The organism is Streptomyces sp. NPDC036764, from assembly GCF_055609385.1.
The window spans coordinates 416,247-432,336 of sequence record NZ_JBVJPT010000004.1 but is presented as its reverse complement, the minus strand read 5'-3'; the positions used below and the strand labels follow the sequence as shown (position 1 = coordinate 432,336).

General features: G+C 71.1%; 17 protein-coding genes. 13 read left to right on the top strand and 4 right to left on the bottom strand.

Annotated elements, in window-relative coordinates:
• Positions 1-111: 111 nt before the first annotated feature.
• Positions 112-579 (bottom strand): RDD family protein, encoded by a 468-nt coding sequence (locus ACZ69Q_RS20185; protein WP_471043517.1) that lies wholly within the window; start codon positions 577-579, stop codon positions 112-114.
• A gap of 199 nt (positions 580-778) precedes the next feature.
• On the opposite strand from ACZ69Q_RS20185, the gene glnA reads away from it, so the two are divergent.
• The 4 genes from glnA (at position 779) to pspAB (ending at position 4,385) form a co-directional block, all read left to right on the top strand.
• The gene (gene glnA / locus ACZ69Q_RS20180) at positions 779-2,188 is read left to right on the top strand and encodes a type I glutamate--ammonia ligase (RefSeq protein WP_471043515.1); all 1,410 of its coding nucleotides are present in this window, start codon (positions 779-781) and stop codon (positions 2,186-2,188) included.
• Positions 2,189-2,296: 108 nt separating this feature from the next.
• On the top strand, positions 2,297-2,563 hold the full coding sequence (locus tag ACZ69Q_RS20175) for an SCO2583/SCO2584 N-terminal domain-containing protein (RefSeq protein WP_471043512.1): 267 nt from the start codon (positions 2,297-2,299) through the stop codon (positions 2,561-2,563).
• A gap of 300 nt (positions 2,564-2,863) precedes the next feature.
• On the top strand, positions 2,864-3,781 hold the full coding sequence (gene htpX / locus ACZ69Q_RS20170) for a zinc metalloprotease HtpX (protein WP_471043509.1): 918 nt from the start codon (positions 2,864-2,866) through the stop codon (positions 3,779-3,781).
• Position 3,782: 1 nt separating this feature from the next.
• Positions 3,783-4,385, top strand: a complete 603-nt coding sequence (pspAB, locus tag ACZ69Q_RS20165; protein ID WP_471043507.1) for a PspA-associated protein PspAB — start codon at positions 3,783-3,785, stop codon at positions 4,383-4,385.
• Positions 4,386-4,426: 41 nt separating this feature from the next.
• On the opposite strand, the gene ACZ69Q_RS20160 is transcribed toward pspAB, so the two are convergent.
• On the bottom strand, positions 4,427-4,738 hold the full coding sequence (locus ACZ69Q_RS20160; RefSeq protein WP_471043504.1) for a hypothetical protein: 312 nt from the start codon (positions 4,736-4,738) through the stop codon (positions 4,427-4,429).
• A gap of 251 nt (positions 4,739-4,989) precedes the next feature.
• Here ACZ69Q_RS20160 and ACZ69Q_RS20155 point away from each other — a divergent pair, with 251 nt between their 5' ends.
• Positions 4,990-5,763, top strand: coding sequence for an alpha/beta hydrolase (locus ACZ69Q_RS20155; RefSeq protein WP_471043501.1), 774 nt, complete (start codon positions 4,990-4,992; stop codon positions 5,761-5,763).
• A gap of 70 nt (positions 5,764-5,833) precedes the next feature.
• Here the strand turns inward: ACZ69Q_RS20155 and ACZ69Q_RS20150 are convergent, their stop codons facing one another.
• A complete protein-coding gene (locus ACZ69Q_RS20150) occupies positions 5,834-7,183 on the bottom strand; it encodes a DUF2252 domain-containing protein (RefSeq protein WP_471043499.1) in 1,350 nt (449 codons plus the stop codon).
• Positions 7,184-7,586: 403 nt separating this feature from the next.
• On the opposite strand from ACZ69Q_RS20150, the gene ACZ69Q_RS20145 reads away from it, so the two are divergent.
• Positions 7,587-8,789, top strand: a complete 1,203-nt coding sequence (locus ACZ69Q_RS20145) for a winged helix DNA-binding domain-containing protein (RefSeq protein WP_471043496.1) — start codon at positions 7,587-7,589, stop codon at positions 8,787-8,789.
• 101 nt (positions 8,790-8,890) lie between these two features.
• Here the strand turns inward: ACZ69Q_RS20145 and ACZ69Q_RS20140 are convergent, their stop codons facing one another.
• Positions 8,891-9,217, bottom strand: a complete 327-nt coding sequence (locus ACZ69Q_RS20140) for a hypothetical protein (protein WP_380865109.1) — start codon at positions 9,215-9,217, stop codon at positions 8,891-8,893.
• Between the two features lie 255 nt (positions 9,218-9,472).
• On the opposite strand from ACZ69Q_RS20140, the gene ACZ69Q_RS20135 reads away from it, so the two are divergent.
• The 7 genes from ACZ69Q_RS20135 to ACZ69Q_RS20105 all read left to right on the top strand — a co-directional run bounded on the left by ACZ69Q_RS20135 (position 9,473) and on the right by ACZ69Q_RS20105 (position 16,054).
• The gene (locus ACZ69Q_RS20135) at positions 9,473-9,838 is read left to right on the top strand and encodes an arsenate reductase family protein (RefSeq protein ID WP_471043493.1); all 366 of its coding nucleotides are present in this window, start codon (positions 9,473-9,475) and stop codon (positions 9,836-9,838) included.
• 118 nt (positions 9,839-9,956) lie between these two features.
• A complete protein-coding gene (locus ACZ69Q_RS20130; protein WP_471043490.1) occupies positions 9,957-10,679 on the top strand; it encodes an RlpA-like double-psi beta-barrel domain-containing protein in 723 nt (240 codons plus the stop codon).
• A 340-nt stretch (positions 10,680-11,019) separates the two neighbouring features.
• Positions 11,020-12,051 (top strand): glutamine synthetase, encoded by a 1,032-nt coding sequence (gene glnII, locus ACZ69Q_RS20125; RefSeq protein WP_471043488.1) that lies wholly within the window; start codon positions 11,020-11,022, stop codon positions 12,049-12,051.
• Between the two features lie 388 nt (positions 12,052-12,439).
• Positions 12,440-12,988, top strand: a complete 549-nt coding sequence (locus tag ACZ69Q_RS20120) for a winged helix-turn-helix domain-containing protein (RefSeq protein WP_471043485.1) — start codon at positions 12,440-12,442, stop codon at positions 12,986-12,988.
• 80 nt (positions 12,989-13,068) lie between these two features.
• Positions 13,069-14,091 (top strand): SDR family oxidoreductase, encoded by a 1,023-nt coding sequence (locus ACZ69Q_RS20115; protein ID WP_471043482.1) that lies wholly within the window; start codon positions 13,069-13,071, stop codon positions 14,089-14,091.
• Positions 14,092-14,144: 53 nt separating this feature from the next.
• The gene (locus tag ACZ69Q_RS20110) at positions 14,145-15,416 is read left to right on the top strand and encodes a sensor histidine kinase (protein WP_471043480.1); all 1,272 of its coding nucleotides are present in this window, start codon (positions 14,145-14,147) and stop codon (positions 15,414-15,416) included.
• On the top strand, positions 15,401-16,054 hold the full coding sequence (locus tag ACZ69Q_RS20105; RefSeq protein ID WP_471043477.1) for a LuxR C-terminal-related transcriptional regulator: 654 nt from the start codon (positions 15,401-15,403) through the stop codon (positions 16,052-16,054). The genes ACZ69Q_RS20110 and ACZ69Q_RS20105 overlap by 16 nt, the downstream gene beginning before the upstream one ends.
• Positions 16,055-16,090: the final 36 nt, after the last annotated feature.

Here is a 16,090-nt window from a genome sequence, read left to right as displayed (position 1 = left end):
GTACCGCCGTCTTCGTCGTACCGCCGTCTTCGTCGTACCGCCGTCTTCGTCGTACCGCCGTCTTCGTCGTACCGCCGTCTTCGTCGTACCGCCGTCTTCGTCGTACCGCCGTCAGATGCGGACTTCCACGGTACGGGCCAGCCGGTCGTGCAGGCCCCGGCCGTCGCGGTCCCAGATCAGGGCCGGGACGGCGACGCACAGCAGGGCCGTGCGCAGCAGGGCGCGCAGCGGGTTGACCGTGCCGGTGTCCAGGGCGACCACACGCAGGCCGAAGAGGCGCTTGCCCGGAGTGAAGCCGACCGTGCCGACGGTCAGGACGCCCAGCACGAAGAACAGCAGCAGGGCCCAGTTGCTGGTCGCCTGGCCGTAGCCGTCGGTGATGAGACCGTATGCGATCAAGACACAGAGGCCCCAGTCCACGGCGAGTGCTCCGAGCCGTCGCCCGGGGCGGGCGACGGAACCCGGCCCCTCCTCCGGGAGGCCGAGCTGCTGACCCCTGTATCCGAAGTCGACACCGGCTTCCTCGGCGGCCGCGCGGGGGCCCGAGAGCCAGGATCCGATTGCTTGCCTCTTGTCCACGCGACCACGGTACTGTGCCCGTTTTGCGATGTGGACAGGAGGGGTGAGGTGTGGGATGTCCGGTTAACGTGTGCGAAACAAATGGGTCACGCCCGAGAAATCACCCGTCCCTAGGGTCGAGGTCAGCGTGTGCCACCGCACTGGCCGCACGAACGAACTACCACCCCGGCACGGACGGGCCGGGAGTAGGAGGAGCTGGATGTTCCAGAACGCTGACGAGGCCAAGAAGTTCATCGCGGACGAGGACGTCAAGTTCGTCGACGTCCGGTTCTGCGACCTGCCGGGCGTGATGCAGCACTTCACGATCCCGGCCACGGCCTTCGACCCGGCCGAGGAGCTCGCGTTCGACGGCTCCTCGATCCGGGGCTTCCAGGCCATCCACGAGTCCGACATGGCGCTCCGCGCCGACCTGTCCACCGCGCGCGTCGACCCGTTCCGCCGCGACAAGACGGTCAACATCAACTTCTTCATCCACGACCCGATCACGGGCGAGCAGTACTCCCGTGACCCGCGGAACGTGGCGAAGAAGGCGGAGGCATACCTCGCCTCCACCGGTATCGCCGACACCGCGTACTTCGGCCCCGAGGCCGAGTTCTACGTCTTCGACAGCGTGCGCTTCAAGACCGCCGAGAACGAGGCGTACTACCACATCGACTCCGAGGCGGGTGCCTGGAACACGGGCGCGCTGGAGGACAACCGCGGTTACAAGGTCCGCTACAAGGGCGGTTACTTCCCGGCCCCGCCGGTCGACCACTTCGCCGACCTGCGCGCCGAGATCTCCCTGGAGCTTGCCGCCTCCGGCCTCCAGGTCGAGCGCCAGCACCACGAGGTGGGCACCGCCGGCCAGGCCGAGATCAACTACAAGTTCAACACGCTGCTCGCCGCCGCCGACGACCTTCAGCTCTTCAAGTACATCGTGAAGAACGTCGCCTGGCGCAACGGCAAGACCGCGACCTTCATGCCGAAGCCGATCTTCGGTGACAACGGCTCGGGCATGCACGTCCACCAGTCGCTGTGGACCGGCGGCCAGCCGCTCTTCTACGACGAGGCCGGTTACGCGGGCCTGTCGGACACCGCCCGCTACTACATCGGCGGCATCCTCAAGCACGCCCCGTCGCTGCTCGCCTTCACCAACCCGACGGTGAACTCGTACCACCGTCTGGTGCCGGGCTTCGAGGCGCCGATCAACCTGGTGTACTCGCAGCGCAACCGCTCCGCCGCGATGCGTATCCCGATCACGGGCTCCAACCCGAAGGCCAAGCGCGTCGAGTTCCGCGCGCCCGACTCCTCCGGCAACCCGTACCTGGCCTTCTCGGCCCTGCTGCTCGCGGGTCTGGACGGCATCAAGAACAAGATCGAGCCGGCCGAGCCGATCGACAAGGACCTCTACGAGCTTGCTCCCGAGGAGCACGCGAACGTCGCGCAGGTCCCGACCTCCCTCCCGGCCGTCCTCGACCGCCTCGAGGCCGACCACGAGTTCCTCCTCCAGGGCGACGTCTTCACGCCGGACCTGATCGAGACGTGGATCGACTACAAGCGCACGAACGAGATCGCCCCGCTCCAGCTCCGTCCGCACCCGCACGAGTTCGAGCTGTACTTCGACGTGTGATCGACGCCTGACCGAGGCAACCGCGCCCGCGCCCCCGCTGTCGTATCGACGGCGGGGGCGCGGGCGTATGTTCTATTCTGCCGAGGAGACGACACGGGGGTGGACGGGATGCCTGAGCGCGAACAGGACGATCACGAGCGCGAGTTCGACCTGAGGTGGGCGGACAACGCCGAGCACAAGGAGCCCTCGGCGCGGGCCCGTATGCTCGCCGCCCGCTGGAAGGAGAACCCGCCCGAGCCGCAGCCCTTCCGCGCCGACCCGGAGCATGTCGGGTCCCGACGGCGCTCGTCGTGGGTGTCGACGGCGGTGGTCCTCGGCTGCGTGGCCGCGGTGATCGTGCTGCTGGGGTATATCAACTTCCGAGCGCCCTACTAGGCACACAGGCACAGCGCCGACCGGGAGGCTGCGCGCTATTTCGCACGACCCAGCCCTGTCCCGATCGAGGATCCGGATCCGAAGCTGCGCAGCCGGGCTGGGCGGGCCGTGCAGCGGTGGGGCCCCTCGGCCGGCACGCGGCCGCTGAGGCCGGGTTGCCGGAATCCATGGCTGATGGCCGGGCTGCCCGAATCCATAGGGACCCTTTGCCGCTCCTAGGGGCCTTCGGGACCGCTTCATGGCACGCCTTGGATGCACACTGGGCAGTGGGACGAGTGCCTGAGTGCGGGGTGGTGCAAGATGCAGAGCCGCTTCCGGAGTGACCGGCGGTTGACCGCGCGTATGGGGGTCACGCTGTTTCTGCTCGGGTTGTTGTACGTGGGTTTCGTCGTCGCGCTGATCGTGCTGCTGAAGTCCTGGGTGCTCGTGGTGGTCGTGGCGGCGGGGCTGCTGGGTGCCCAGTACTGGTTCTCCGACCGGGTCGCGCTGTTTGCGATGCACGGGCGGGTCGTGGAGCGGGAGGAGTATCCCGAGCTGCACGGCGTCGTGGACCGGCTGTGCGCCATCGCCGACATGCCGAAGCCCGTCGTCGCGGTGTCGGACATGGATATGCCGAACGCGTTCGCGACCGGGCGCAACGCCGATCACGCCGTGGTCTGTGTGACCACGGGGCTGCTGCGGCGGCTGGAGCCCGACGAGCTGGAGGGTGTGCTCGCGCACGAGCTGTCGCACGTGGCGCACAAGGACGTCGCGGTGATCACCGTCGCGTCGTTCCTCGGCGTGATCGCGGGGCTGATCGTGCGGTTCGCCTTCTACTCGCAGCTCTTCGGTGGTGGGCGCCGGGACCAGAACACCGCGGTGATCTTCGCCGCGGTGCTCGGGGTGTCGGCGGCCGTGTACGCGATCAGCTTCCTGTTGATCCGGGCCCTGTCCCGGTACCGGGAACTCGCCGCCGACCGGGCCGCGGCACTGCTCACCGGGCGGCCCTCGGCCCTGGCGTCCGCGCTGACCAAGGTCTCCGGGGACATAGCCAGGATCCCGACGAAGGACCTGCGGACGGCCCAGGCCTTCAACGCCTTCTACTTCACGCCGGCGCTGGGCCGTGACCCCGGCATCGCGCAGCTCTTCTCCACCCACCCGAGCCTGGAGCAGCGGCTCGACCAGCTCGGGCAGATCTCCACCGAGCTGGGCGAGGCCGCGACTCCCGGAGGGGCGTGAGATGGGGCTGCTGGACATCCTCCTCGGCCGTACGAAGCCCGTCGCGCCCGATCTCGACCGGCTCTTCGCGCTGCCGTCGGCGGCGGTGACGCTGGAGGCGGCGGCCGGGTTCCGGCCGACGGGCAGCGGGGCGGTGTGCTTCGCCACGGTCGAGGGCGCGGCCTTCGACCAGACGCATCGCGAGGTCCAGGCGCTGCTCGACGCGGACGCCGAACGCGAGGGCCGGCCGGTGCGGCTGACGCGGGACGACTACGGCTACTCGTGGCTGGTCTCCCAGCGCTCGCCCGGTCAACTGCCGGACCTGGTCAACGATCTGCACGCGGTGAACAGCGCGATGGAGGTCAACGGCTTCGGCCCGCAACTGCTGTGCTCGCTGGTGGGATTCGAGGAACAGGGGGCCGAGGAGGGCGGGCAAGGGCGGCGCCTCGCGCTCGTCTATCTCTACAAGCGCGGCACCTTCTACCCCTTCGCGCCGCTGCCCGGCACGGCGGAGCGGCGCGACAACCCGCTGGAGCTGCGGGTGAAGGCCGCGCTGGCGGGCGACCTGCGGATCGAGCAGGACCTGAACCGCTGGTTCCCCGTGTGGGGTGCCCCCGGCCTGTGACCGGGGGCACCCTCAACCTCGGGTCACCACCACAGGTGGTCTCACTTGCTCTTCTCGCGCTCCTGACGACGGGCCTCCAGGGGGCGCTCGCGGCGGTAGCGGCGCTCCCACTTGGCCTGCATGTCGCGGCGGTCGCGGTAGGAGCGGTAGTCCGCGGGCATCGAGCCTGCGGACGAGGACCCGCCGCCGGCCCTTCCGCCGGCCCCTCCCCCGGGCCCGCCGCCGGGCGCGGAGGAGCTCCGGCCGTACTGGAGGTAGAGGAAGAGCACAGCGACCGCGGCCAGCCAGTAGACGTGGTTTCCAAATCCTAGGATCACCAGGACGACGGTCCCGGACATGACGATGGTGCCCATCACGGGCCTCCGTGAGCGTGGGTCGGTACTGAGCGGTGCGTGAATCTCCCCGACGGGGCGCTGGGGGATGGGCGGCCGTCCGTCGGTGCGTAGAGAGTAGCCCCGAGTCCGCAGGGTGACGCCTTCCCTGCGAGAAGCGGCGTGAACAGCTCCGTTACGCATGTCCAGGGTAGGGAGCCGGTCACCGCGTGTGCATCTCCTTTTCCGGGGGCGGGAGTTCGGCCGGTGCCCCGTGTGAATGAATGGAGCGCATGACCGAGCTCTCGTCCTTCTCTTACGCCCACGACGGCGAACTCCTCAGCGGGGTCTACGGCGGTGCCACCGCAGACCCCGGTACGGCCACGGCGGTACTGCTGCACGGCGCGGGCATCGGCAGCAAGGAACGGCTCCTCCCGATGCTGGCCGAGTTCGTGTCCCGGGGCTGCCGCGGGCTCGCCTTCGACTTCTCCGGTCACGGCGAGAGCAGCGGCGAACTGCGGGAGTTGAGCCTGCGCCGGCGCTTCGAGCAGGCGGTCGCGGTCATCGACGCACACGTGCCGGCGGACGGCCCGCTGGTCGTCGTCGGGTTCAGCATGAGCGGGCAGACGGTGACGGATCTCGTCGCGCACTACGGCAAGCGCGTGGCGGCGGTGGGGCTGTGCGCGCCGGCCGTATACGCCGAGGAGGCGTGGGATGTGCCCTTCGGCGAGGGGGACGGCCGGTTCAGCGAGATCATCCGCAGGCCGGACGGCTGGCGCGGGGCCCCCGCGCTGGACGTGCTGCGGGCGTACGAGGGGCGAGCGGTGCTCGCGGTGCCGGAGACGGACGCGATCATCCCGCCGGAGGTGACCGAGGCGGTACAGGACGCCCTGGCCGCGCAGGCGCGGTTCACCCGGTTCGACGTGCCCGGCGCGCAGCACATGCTGGGGCTGTGGTTCAGCGAACACGCCGAGGACCGAAGGGAGTTCGTGACGGCCGTACTGGCCGGGCTCGGTGACCGGGGGTGGACGGCGCCCCGGACATGGCCGGCCGAGCAGCTTCCGTAGGGGCGCACCGTCGCCGACCTCGACGGCGCCTGACCGCACCGTCGGGAGCCAGGGGCACGGCCGACGGAGGTCAGGTGCCGGGTGCGGCCCTGACCACGCCCGCCTCCACGGCCGCGCTCAGGGCATGGTGGTCGTTGGTGGTCTGGTCGGCGTACGCGAGCGCGAAGTCGGCCATCGCGCGATCGAAGGAGTCTCCGCCGCCGAGGTAGCCGGCGATGGCGATGCGGTCGCCGGAGCGGGCGTGGGCCCGGGCGAGGGCGCTGCCGCACAGCCTGGCGTAGGAGAACAGGTCCTGCGGGCCCATCGAGGCCACGTCCGCCGAGCCCTTCGTGTCGCGCAACTGGCGCCAGTAGAACGCGCGCCCCTGCGGCCCCGACATCCAGCCCAGGAAGATGTCGCCGGCGGCCTGCAACAGCCGCTGCCCGGCGACGACGCGATGCCCGTGGTGGACGTACGGCCCGCTCGGCAGATGCTCCTCCAGTACGGACTGCCGGGCCTCCTTGACCTGGAGGAACAGCGGGTCGCCGGCGTCGCGGCCGGCGAGCAGCACGATGAAGCAGCGCAGGCCGACACTGCCGACGCCGACGACCTTGCGGGCGGCGTCGACGAAGCGGTAGCGGTCCAGGAGCAGGCGGCGCTCCTCGGAGAGGGTCGAGCGGTAGTCGCTGAAGATCTTGCGCAGGGCGGCCATGTCTGAGGTGCCGGCGCGTTCGAGGAGCGGTGGGTCGTGGATGATGCGCCGGCGCCCGTCGACGGTCTCGGTCAGCTTGCCGAAGGCCCGCAGGCTGGTGCGGCGGCGCGCACGGCCGAGGCTGGCCTCGAAACCGTGGTGCCGTCGCTTGGATCGGATCACGGGCAGGAGCTGGTCGGCCTCGATGCGCGTGTACCAGACGTCGAGCTCGCCGCGCCGGGCCAGCCGGCGCATCGCGGTGCGGTACGCGGCGGCGGCCTCCTGGGCCGCGCGGGCGACCTTGGGATCCGGGTGGCCGTTCTCGCGGGCCGCCACGGCGACCGAGGTGGCGAGCCGTTTGACGTCCCACTCGAACGGGCCGGGGAACGTCTCGTCGAAGTCGTTGAGGTCGAAGAGCAGCGCGCGTTCCGGGGAGGCGTACAGGCCGAAGTTGAGCAGGTGGGCGTCGCCGCAGAGCTGCACGGTGAGGCCGGTGTGCGGGGCCGCGGCGAGGTCGGCGGCCATCACGGCGGCGGCGCCGCGCAGGAAGGCGAACGGCGACGCCGCCATCCGCCCGTATCTGATCGGCAGCAGTTCCGGCAGCCGGTCGCGGCCCTGACGCTCCAGTACGGCGACGGGGTCGGGGCGGTCGACGGACGGGATCCAGGCGGCGTGCGCGGAACGCGGGGCGCGCTTACGGGCCGCCTTGCCGCGCAGGAACCGGTCGGCGGGGGTGGTCGGGCTCGTCATGAGACGACGGCCCCGTGTCGGACCGACGTGTACCGCGGCTGTCGCACGCCGAACCTGCCCATCGCACCTCCCGCTGCCACGTCGCACGTTGGGGGCGAGGTCCCCCGCTCCTGATCGCAGTCAAAGCGCGGCGGGGAGTATCCGCATGTCGGGGAGGCACTTCGGGTGACGGAGGAGGGACGGGGATGGGTGACGGGGGTGGGTGACAGAGGTGAGTGACGGCGGAGGTGGGCCACGGGGGACGGTGACGGATGTGGGTGCGTGGGGTTGCGAGGGGGCGGGGCAGGGCGCAGACGGGTCGTTGTCAGTGGGGTCCGGGAGGATGCGGGCAGTGGTGTGTGGGCAGGGCGGCCGGACGGTTCGACGCGGCGGCGGAGCGACGGTGTGACGGGTGGAGGCCGGGATGAGTGACGGGACGCGGTACATCGGGGTGGCGGAGCGGCGGGCTCGGCTGGGGCTGCGGCACCGGCTGGCCGGCGCGGCCCGGGCGCAGGAGCCGGCCGCGATCGCCGACACGCTCGTCGCACTGCACGGCTCCGATCCGGCGACCGTGTACCTGGCCGTCGGCGCACGGCTGGCCGATCCCGCGAAGACCGTGGCACAGACCGAGCGGGCGCTGTACGAGGACCGGGCGCTGGTGCGGATGCACGGCATGCGGCACACCGTGTTCGTCTTCCCCACGGAGCTGACGGCCGTGGTGCACGCCTCGACGGGCCTCACGGTCGCCGCCCGGGAGCGCGCCTCGCTGATCAAGGACATGGCGAAGGCCGGGGCGCCGGACGCGGCCTGGCTGGCGCAGGTCGAGGAGTCGGCGCTCGCCGCGCTCGCCCGGCGCGGACAGGCCACGGCGGCCGAACTCGCCCAGGACGAGCCGCGGTTGCGCGAGCAGTTCGTGTACGCGGCCGGAAAGAGCTACGAGGGCGTGCACACCGTCTCGACGCGGCTGCTTCGAGTGCTGGGCGTCGAGGGCAGGGTCGTGCGCGGCCGGCCGCTGGGCTCCTGGACGTCCTCCCAGTTCCGGTGGGCCGTCGCGCCCGAGCATCCCGAGCTGGACGTGGCCGGCGCCCAGGCGGAGCTCCTGCGGCGCTGGCTGACGGTGTGCGGGCCCGCGACGGAGGCCGACCTGAAGTGGTGGACCGGATGGCGGGTGACCGAGGTGCGCCGGGCGCTGACGGCGATCGGGGCCGAGGCCGTGTCCCTGGACGAGGGGAAGGGGTACGTCGTCGAGGGTGATGCCGGTCCGGTGGACGGCCCCGCGCAGCCGTGGGCGGCGCTGCTGCCCGGGCTCGACCCCACGGCGATGGGGTGGCAGCAGCGGGACTGGTATCTGGCGCCGGAGCTGCGGCCGTCACTGTTCGACAGGAGCGGCAACGTGGGCCCGACGGTGTGGTGGAACGGCCGTGTCGTGGGCGGATGGGCCCAGCGAGGGGACGGCGAGATCGTCTGGCAACTGCTGGAGGACCTCGGGAACGCGGAGCGGCACGCGGCCGAGGCGGCGGTCTCGGTGGAGGCCGAGCGGTTGCAGGGGTGGGTGGGGGCGGCTCGGGTGACGCCCCGGTTCCGGACTCCGGTGGAGAAGGAACTGTCGGCCGGAAAGGGGTCGTAGGGCTGAAGGCACCCCTCGGACCGAAGGCAGCCCTCGGACCGAAGGGGACGTCGGGCTGACACCGGGCGCGCCCGACAACGCGGCGCACCCGGTGCCCCGGCCTACCTCGAATACCTCATGAGCGCCCGGACCATGTGGCACGTCGTGTCCGACGGCGGGTGGACGCCGATCGTCTCCGCGGCGGTCCTGATCGTCTCGTTGCGCGCCTGGTTCGGCATGTAGACGCCCGAGTCGAGGAGCGCTATCGCAAGGCGCATGGCCTTGAGACGGCGGTTGTGGGTGACGTACCACTCGCGCGGGCGCCCCGGCGGCAGCGGTCGCTTCTCCACCGGTGCGTACGGCAGGTCGAGCAGGACCGGGTGCTTGGCGGTGGACTGGGTGGGCAGCGGCTTGCGGGTCGGCTTCGCCTTCAGTGCGGCAGCGGGCACAGGCATCCTCCTGTCGCGGTCGAGCGCCGGCCGGGTTCCCCGGTGGCACTCTCGAACACTGCTTACAGTTTAGTGCCCGCCACTGACAATCGGGGAACCTGATACGGCCAGGAAATCCCCAGGTCAGCAACGAAACTGTCGCCGTGTCACACCGGATCCAGGGGGTACGTGAGAGGCGCCGGAGAATTCGAACACGCCACCTCCGACGGAGGGCCCCGAGGGGGCGCCTCGCCGCGGCCGGATAGCGTGGGCCGCATGGAGATCTGGATCAATCCGGCCTGTTCCAAGTGCCGCAGCGCCCTCACGTTGCTCGACGCCGAGGGGGCCGACTACACCGTCCGCCGCTATCTGGAGGACGTCCCGAGCGAGGACGAGATCCGCCAGGTGCTGGACCGGCTGGGACTCGAACCGTGGGACATCACCCGGACCCAGGAGGCCGCCGCCAAGGAGCTCGGGGTCAAGGACTGGGCGCGGGACGAGAACTCGCGAGACCGATGGGTGAAGGCACTCGCCGAGCACCCGAAGCTGATCCAGCGGCCGATCATCACCGCGGACGACGGTACGGCCGTCGTCGGACGCACCGAAGAGGCCGTCCAGGACGCCCTGTCCCGCAAGAGCTGAGACTCCGTCAGGCGGAGTGTGACGCACGTTACTTCAGTGGCTCCCGTAACCGCTGAGTAACCCCGTTCGGTATCTCGTACATAGCGGCGTACGCTCCCCTACCGCTCAGGAGGCGCGCATGTCGCGCAGGAGAACTCTCGGCACGAAGAAGAAGATCGCTCTGCTGGTCAGTGCGGCGACGGTGGCAGGCGGCGGTGCCTTTGTCATGGCGAGCACCTCGAACGCCTCACAGGCGCCGACGGTCAAGTCCGCCGCCGACTCGACCGTCTGCCAGGGGCTCGCCACCGCCCTCGGCAACAACCAGAAGTTCATCGACGGGCAGAAGGCCAGTCCCGACGCCCAGTCGGCGGCCCGGATCGCCAACCGCGAGGCGGTCATCGCGCAGATCAAGGTCCAGCAGGAAGCATCCGGTTGCGTTGCCGGGGAGTCGGCTCAGGACTCCCAGGCCGCACAGCCGAGCGCTCCCGCGGGCGGCGCCGGTAACGCGGGCGCCGGGAACACCGGAAACGCGGGCAGCGCCGGCAACGCCGGGGGCAACGCGAACACGGGCAACGCCGGAAACACGGGGAACGGCGGCGGTGCCGCGGCTTCCGGGCAGCAGGTCTGCAACGGGTCCACCGTCACGCTCTCCGGCGAGGGCGGGGCTCCGGCCGCGTCCAGCAACCAGTTCCCGGCCGGCACCAAGCTGAAGGTCACCAACCTGGACAACAACAAGTCCACGACGGTGGAGGTCACCTCGGTCTCCGGTAGCTGTGTGCTGCTGAACAACGCGGCCTTCGAGCAGGTGCGCGAGCCCGGCAAGTTCCTGATCCGCCGTGCGGTGATCGAGAAGGTGGGGTGAGGTTCGGAGTATCGACCTCGTACGTGTCATGAGCCCTGCCACTCGCGGCCACGAGTGGCAGGGCCCGCGTACGTGTGCGGGCACGGCGCGCAATCCCATCGCATACGAGCCGCCCGCCCCGTACCGCCGCCGGCGCCGGATGTCGCCCTGTCGACTTTGCCCGGCCGCTCACCACGTGAATCGCGCCACACGAACACCAGGTAACACGGGGTTCACATTGGAGCAATGACCGGGAAATCGCCTGTTGACAGGCTCGCTGGCATCAAACGCGGCGCCTGAAGTGCCGCAGCGCCGCAGCACCCGCAAGTGCGCCTAGACCCACCCCCGAAGGATGTGGCCCGTGACCTTCAAGGCTGAGTACATCTGGATCGACGGCACCGAGCCGACGGCCAAGCTGCGTTCCAAGACGAAGATCATCGCGGGTGAGCCCGCCGGTCTGGACGCGCTGCCGATCTGGGGCTTCGACGGGTCCTCCACGAACCAGGCCGAGGGTCACGCCTCGGACTGTGTGCTCAAGCCGGTCTTCACCTGCCCGGACCCGATCCGCGGCGGCGACGACGTGCTCGTGCTGTGCGAGGTCCTGAACATCGACTTCACCCCGCACCCGACCAACACGCGTGCCGCGCTGGCCGAGGTGGCGGAGAAGTTCGCCGCCCAGGAGCCGATCTTCGGCATCGAGCAGGAGTACACCTTCTTCCAGGACGGCTACCCGCTCGGCTTCCCCAAGGGCGGCTTCCCGGCCCCGCAGGGCGGCTACTACTGCGGTGTCGGCGCCGACGAGATCTTCGGCCGTGAGGTCGTCGAGGCGCACCTGGACAACTGCCTGGAGGCGGGCCTGGCCATCTCCGGCATCAACGCCGAGGTCATGCCCGGCCAGTGGGAGTTCCAGGTCGGCCCGGTCTCCCCGCTGGAGGTCTCCGACCACCTGTGGGTGGCCCGCTGGCTGCTGTACCGCACCGCCGAGGACTTCGGCGTCGCCGCGACGCTGGACCCGAAGCCGGTGAAGGGCGACTGGAACGGCGCCGGTGCGCACACCAACTTCTCCACCAAGGCGATGCGCGAGACCTACGAGGCGATCATCACCGCCGCCGAGTCGCTCGGTGAGGGCTCCAAGCCGCTCGACCACGTCAAGAACTACGGCGCCGGCATCGACGACCGCCTGACCGGTCTGCACGAGACCGCCCCGTGGAACGAGTACTCCTACGGCGTCTCCAACCGCGGCGCCTCGGTCCGTATCCCGTGGCAGGTCGAGAAGGACGGCAAGGGCTACATCGAGGACCGCCGTCCGAACGCCAACGTCGACCCGTACGTCGTGACGCGGCTGCTCGTCGACACCTGCTGCTCCGCGCTGGAGAAGGCCGGCCAGGTCTGATCCCGGCGGGGTCGCGAAGGGCTCCGTGAAGGGGCGTCCACCGGTCGGTGGGCGCCCCTTCGCCATGTGCCGGTGCCTGTCCGCCCCATCGGGTGAGGCACGCGACACCGGATCGGCGTCAAGGAAGCGTCCGACCAGTGAGAGAAGGGTCCTTTCCGTGGGCACTGTCTGCTTCAATGGGGGCATGGCCAGCATCCAGAAGCACTCCTCGACAGGTCGCCATGACCTCGAGCCCTTCTGGCCTTCCCGTCAGCACCACGACTTCGACCGGGTGTGTTGCCGCGCGATGAACGCGCGGGCCCTCTAAAGCCGTCACCCCGGCCTTCGGCCAGCGCGAACGACGTTCCTCCCCACGACGGACCTCTCGCGCGAAAAGAGCTGACCTCTCATGGCGACCACTCGTTCCCTGTCCACCGCCCCGCTCAACTCCCCCGCTCCGAACGCGCCACGGCATCATCTGCGTGCCGTGGACCGGGACGAGGTGATCGACGTCGCGGACCTTCTGCCGCCGGGCGCCACCTGGCTGCCCGCTCCCCAGCACTCCCTGCCCACGCTGCCGGGGCAGCCGCCGATGATCGGCTACCTGGTGCTCGTCCCGGCCGACCGGCAGCCGCCGGCCGCGGTGCCCGTCGAGGCCGACGGCGACCCGCTCGTCACGGTCGACTCCGTGCGGCGCACCGCTGCCGTAGACGGGCGTGAACTCGACCTCACCTACCTGGAGTTCGAGCTGCTCGCCCATCTGGTGGCCAACCCCCATCGCGTGCACAGCCGCGACCAGCTCGTCACCACCGTGTGGGGCTACGGGCATGTCGGGGACGGCCGTACGGTCGACGTCCACATCGCCCGGCTGCGCCGCAAGCTGGGCGCCGAGCACCGCGACACCATCCGGACGGTGCGCCGGGTGGGGTACAAGTACGCCCCGCCGGCCGGTCGCTGATCCCCCGCCGGGGCCACGGGGTTTCTGCTGACGGCAGAGCCCTGTTCCGTCCCGCGTCCGTACCGGGCAGAGTCGGCGGCATGAGGCTGCTGATGCTGGGTGGTACGGAGTTCGTGGGGCGGGCCGTCGTGGAGGCGGCCCTCGAGCGGGGCTGGGACGTCACCGTCTTCCACCGGGGGCGGCACGAACCTCCCGCCGGGGTGCGGTCGCTGCACGGCGACCGCACCGCGGCCGAGGGTCTCTCCGCCCTCGCGGAAGGCACCTGGGACGCCGTCGTCGACACCTGGTCGGCGGCGCCGCGCGCCGTACGGGACGCGGCGCGGCTGCTGCGGGGCCGCGCCGGACGGTATGTGTACGTGTCGAGCCGCTCGGTGTACGCGTGGGCCCCGCCCGCCGGGCATGCCGAGGACGCGCCGCTGGTCGAGGGCGCCGAGGCCGGCGCCGAACAGACCGACTACGCCCGGGACAAGCGGGGCGGGGAGCTGGCGGCGGTCGAGGCGTTCGGGGCCGAGGCCTCGGTGCTGGTGCGGGCGGGGCTGATCCTCGGGCCGTACGAGAACGTCGGGCGGCTGCCCTGGTGGCTGGGGCGGATGGCACGCGGCGGGCCGACTCTGGCGCCGGGTCCGCGGGACCTGCCGATCCAGTACATCGACGTCCGTGACCTCGCGCAGTGGATCCTCGGCGCGGTGGAGCGCGGGCTGAGCGGGCCGTACACCCTGGTCTCTCCCCAGGGACACACGACCATGGGCGACCTGCTGGACGCCTGCGTGCGGGCGGCCGGTCCCACCGCGGAACTCCGCTGGACCGAGCCCGCGGCGATCCTGGACGCGGGAATCGAACCCTGGACCCAGCTTCCGGTGTGGGTACCGCCGGGCAGCGACATGCATGACGCCCTGCACGGCGCGGACGTGTCCCGGGCGCTCGCGACGGGGCTGCGCTGCCGGCCCGTCGAGGAGACCGTCGCGGACACCTGGCGGTGGCTGCAGGACATCGGGGGTAGTGCGCCCATGCGGCAGGACCGTACCTCCAAGGGCCTCGATCCGGAGGTGGAGGCGAAGGTGCTCGCGGGCGGCGGGGAGGGTGTACCTGGCACCACCCCCTGAGCCGGGGGCCCGGCCCCGTGACCACCGCCGCCGGCTCGGCGAGACTGAACGGCATGACCAACGACACCAAGAACGGCAGCGGTTCGAGGGCGCGGGGCATGGGGGTCGCCGCGGTGCGCGGGCTGGCGCTGGCGCTGGTGTCCCTGCCGGGATCCGTCCTCTGTCTCGTCCTCTGTCTCGTCTCCCTCGCGCTGATACCGATCGGCGTCGGCATCGTCACGACGCCGTGGGTGCTGACGGGGGTACGGGCGTTCGCCGACTGGCGGCGGGTCCTGGCGGCCGAGTGGGGCGGGGTGCGGATCCCGCCCGCGTACCGGCCGCTGCCGAAGGACGCCAATCCGTGGACCCGCACCTTCGGGATGCTGAGCGACCCGGCGACCTGGCGGGACCTGCTGTGGCTGCCGGTCGACATGACGGCGGGGTTCCTCACCGCACTGCTGCCGGCCGTGCTGCTGTTCTACCCGCTGGAGGGGTTCGTGATCGCGGCGGGCCTGTGGCGGGTCTTCACGGACGCGGGCGGCACGTACTGGTACGGCTTCGTGCCGGTCACCGATCAGACGTCCGCGCTCGGCGCCGCCGCCCTGGGCGCCGGCCTGCTCTTCCTGGCCCACTTCTACACCCCGCGCCTGCTCCAGGCGCACTTCCGGCTCACCCGGGCGGTCCTCGGCTCCAACCAGGGCGAACTCGCCGAACGCGTGCGGGTGTTGACCCAGACGCGGCAGGACGCGGTCGACACCTCGGCCGCCGAACTGCGGCGTATCGAACGGGATCTGCACGACGGGGCGCAGGCGCGGCTGGTGGCGATGGGCATGGACCTCGGGACGATCGAGATGCTGCTCGACAAGGACCCGGAGAAGGCGAAGCAGTTGGTCGCCCAGGCCCGCCGGTCGTCCGCCGACGCGCTCTCGGAGCTGCGCGACCTGGTGCGCGGCATCCACCCGCCCGTCCTCGCCGAGCGCGGACTGGGCGACGCCGTACGGGCGTTGGCGCTGCGGCTGCCGGTGGCGACCGAGGTGAACGTGGAGCTGTCCGGGCGGGCGGAGGCGCCCGTGGAGTCGGCGGCGTACTTCGCCGTCAGCGAGGTGCTCACCAACGCCGTCAAGCACGCGGGCGCCGACCGGATCTGGATCGACCTGCACCACGCGGACGACATGCTGCGGGTCGGCGTCACCGACAACGGCAAGGGCGGCGCGGTGATCGGAGCCGGCTCGGGCCTCGCCGGCATCGAGCGGCGACTGGGTACATTCGACGGCGTCCTGGCCGTCAGCTCGCCCGCGGGCGGCCCCACCATGGTCACCATGGAGATTCCTTGCGCGTTGTCCTAGCCGAAGACCTGTTCCTGCTGCGCGACGGACTCGTCCGGCTCCTTCAGGCCTACGACTTCGAGATCGCGGCGGCCGTCGAGACCGGCCCCGAGCTGGCCCGCGCGCTGGCCGAGCTGGAGCCGGACGTCGCCGTCGTCGACGTACGCCTGCCGCCGACCAACACCGACGAGGGCCTTCAGTGCGCGCTGGAGGCCCGCCGCAGGAGGCCGGGGCTGCCGGTGCTGGTGCTGTCGCAGCACGTGGAGCAGCTCTACGCACGGGAGTTGCTCGCCGACGGCAGCGGCGGGGTGGGGTATCTGCTGAAGGACCGGGTGTTCGACGCGGACCAGTTCGTGGACGCCGTACGGCGGGTCGCGGCGGGCGGCACCGCGATGGACCCGCAGGTGATCCAGCAGTTGCTGAGCCGGCGCGCGGCCGACGACCAGCCGCTGGCGCGGCTCACGCCCCGGGAGACGGAGGTGCTGGAGCTGATGGCGCAGGGGCGGACGAACGCGGCGATCGCCGAGCGGCTCGTCGTCACGGAACGGGCCATCGCCAAGCACACCGCCAACATCTTCGCCAAACTGGGCCTGGAGGTGTCGGACGACGACAACCGTCGCGTGCTGGCGGTTCTCGCGTATCTCGACCATGGCCGGTAAAACCGGACCTGCCCATTCACCCGCCGTACGGGATCA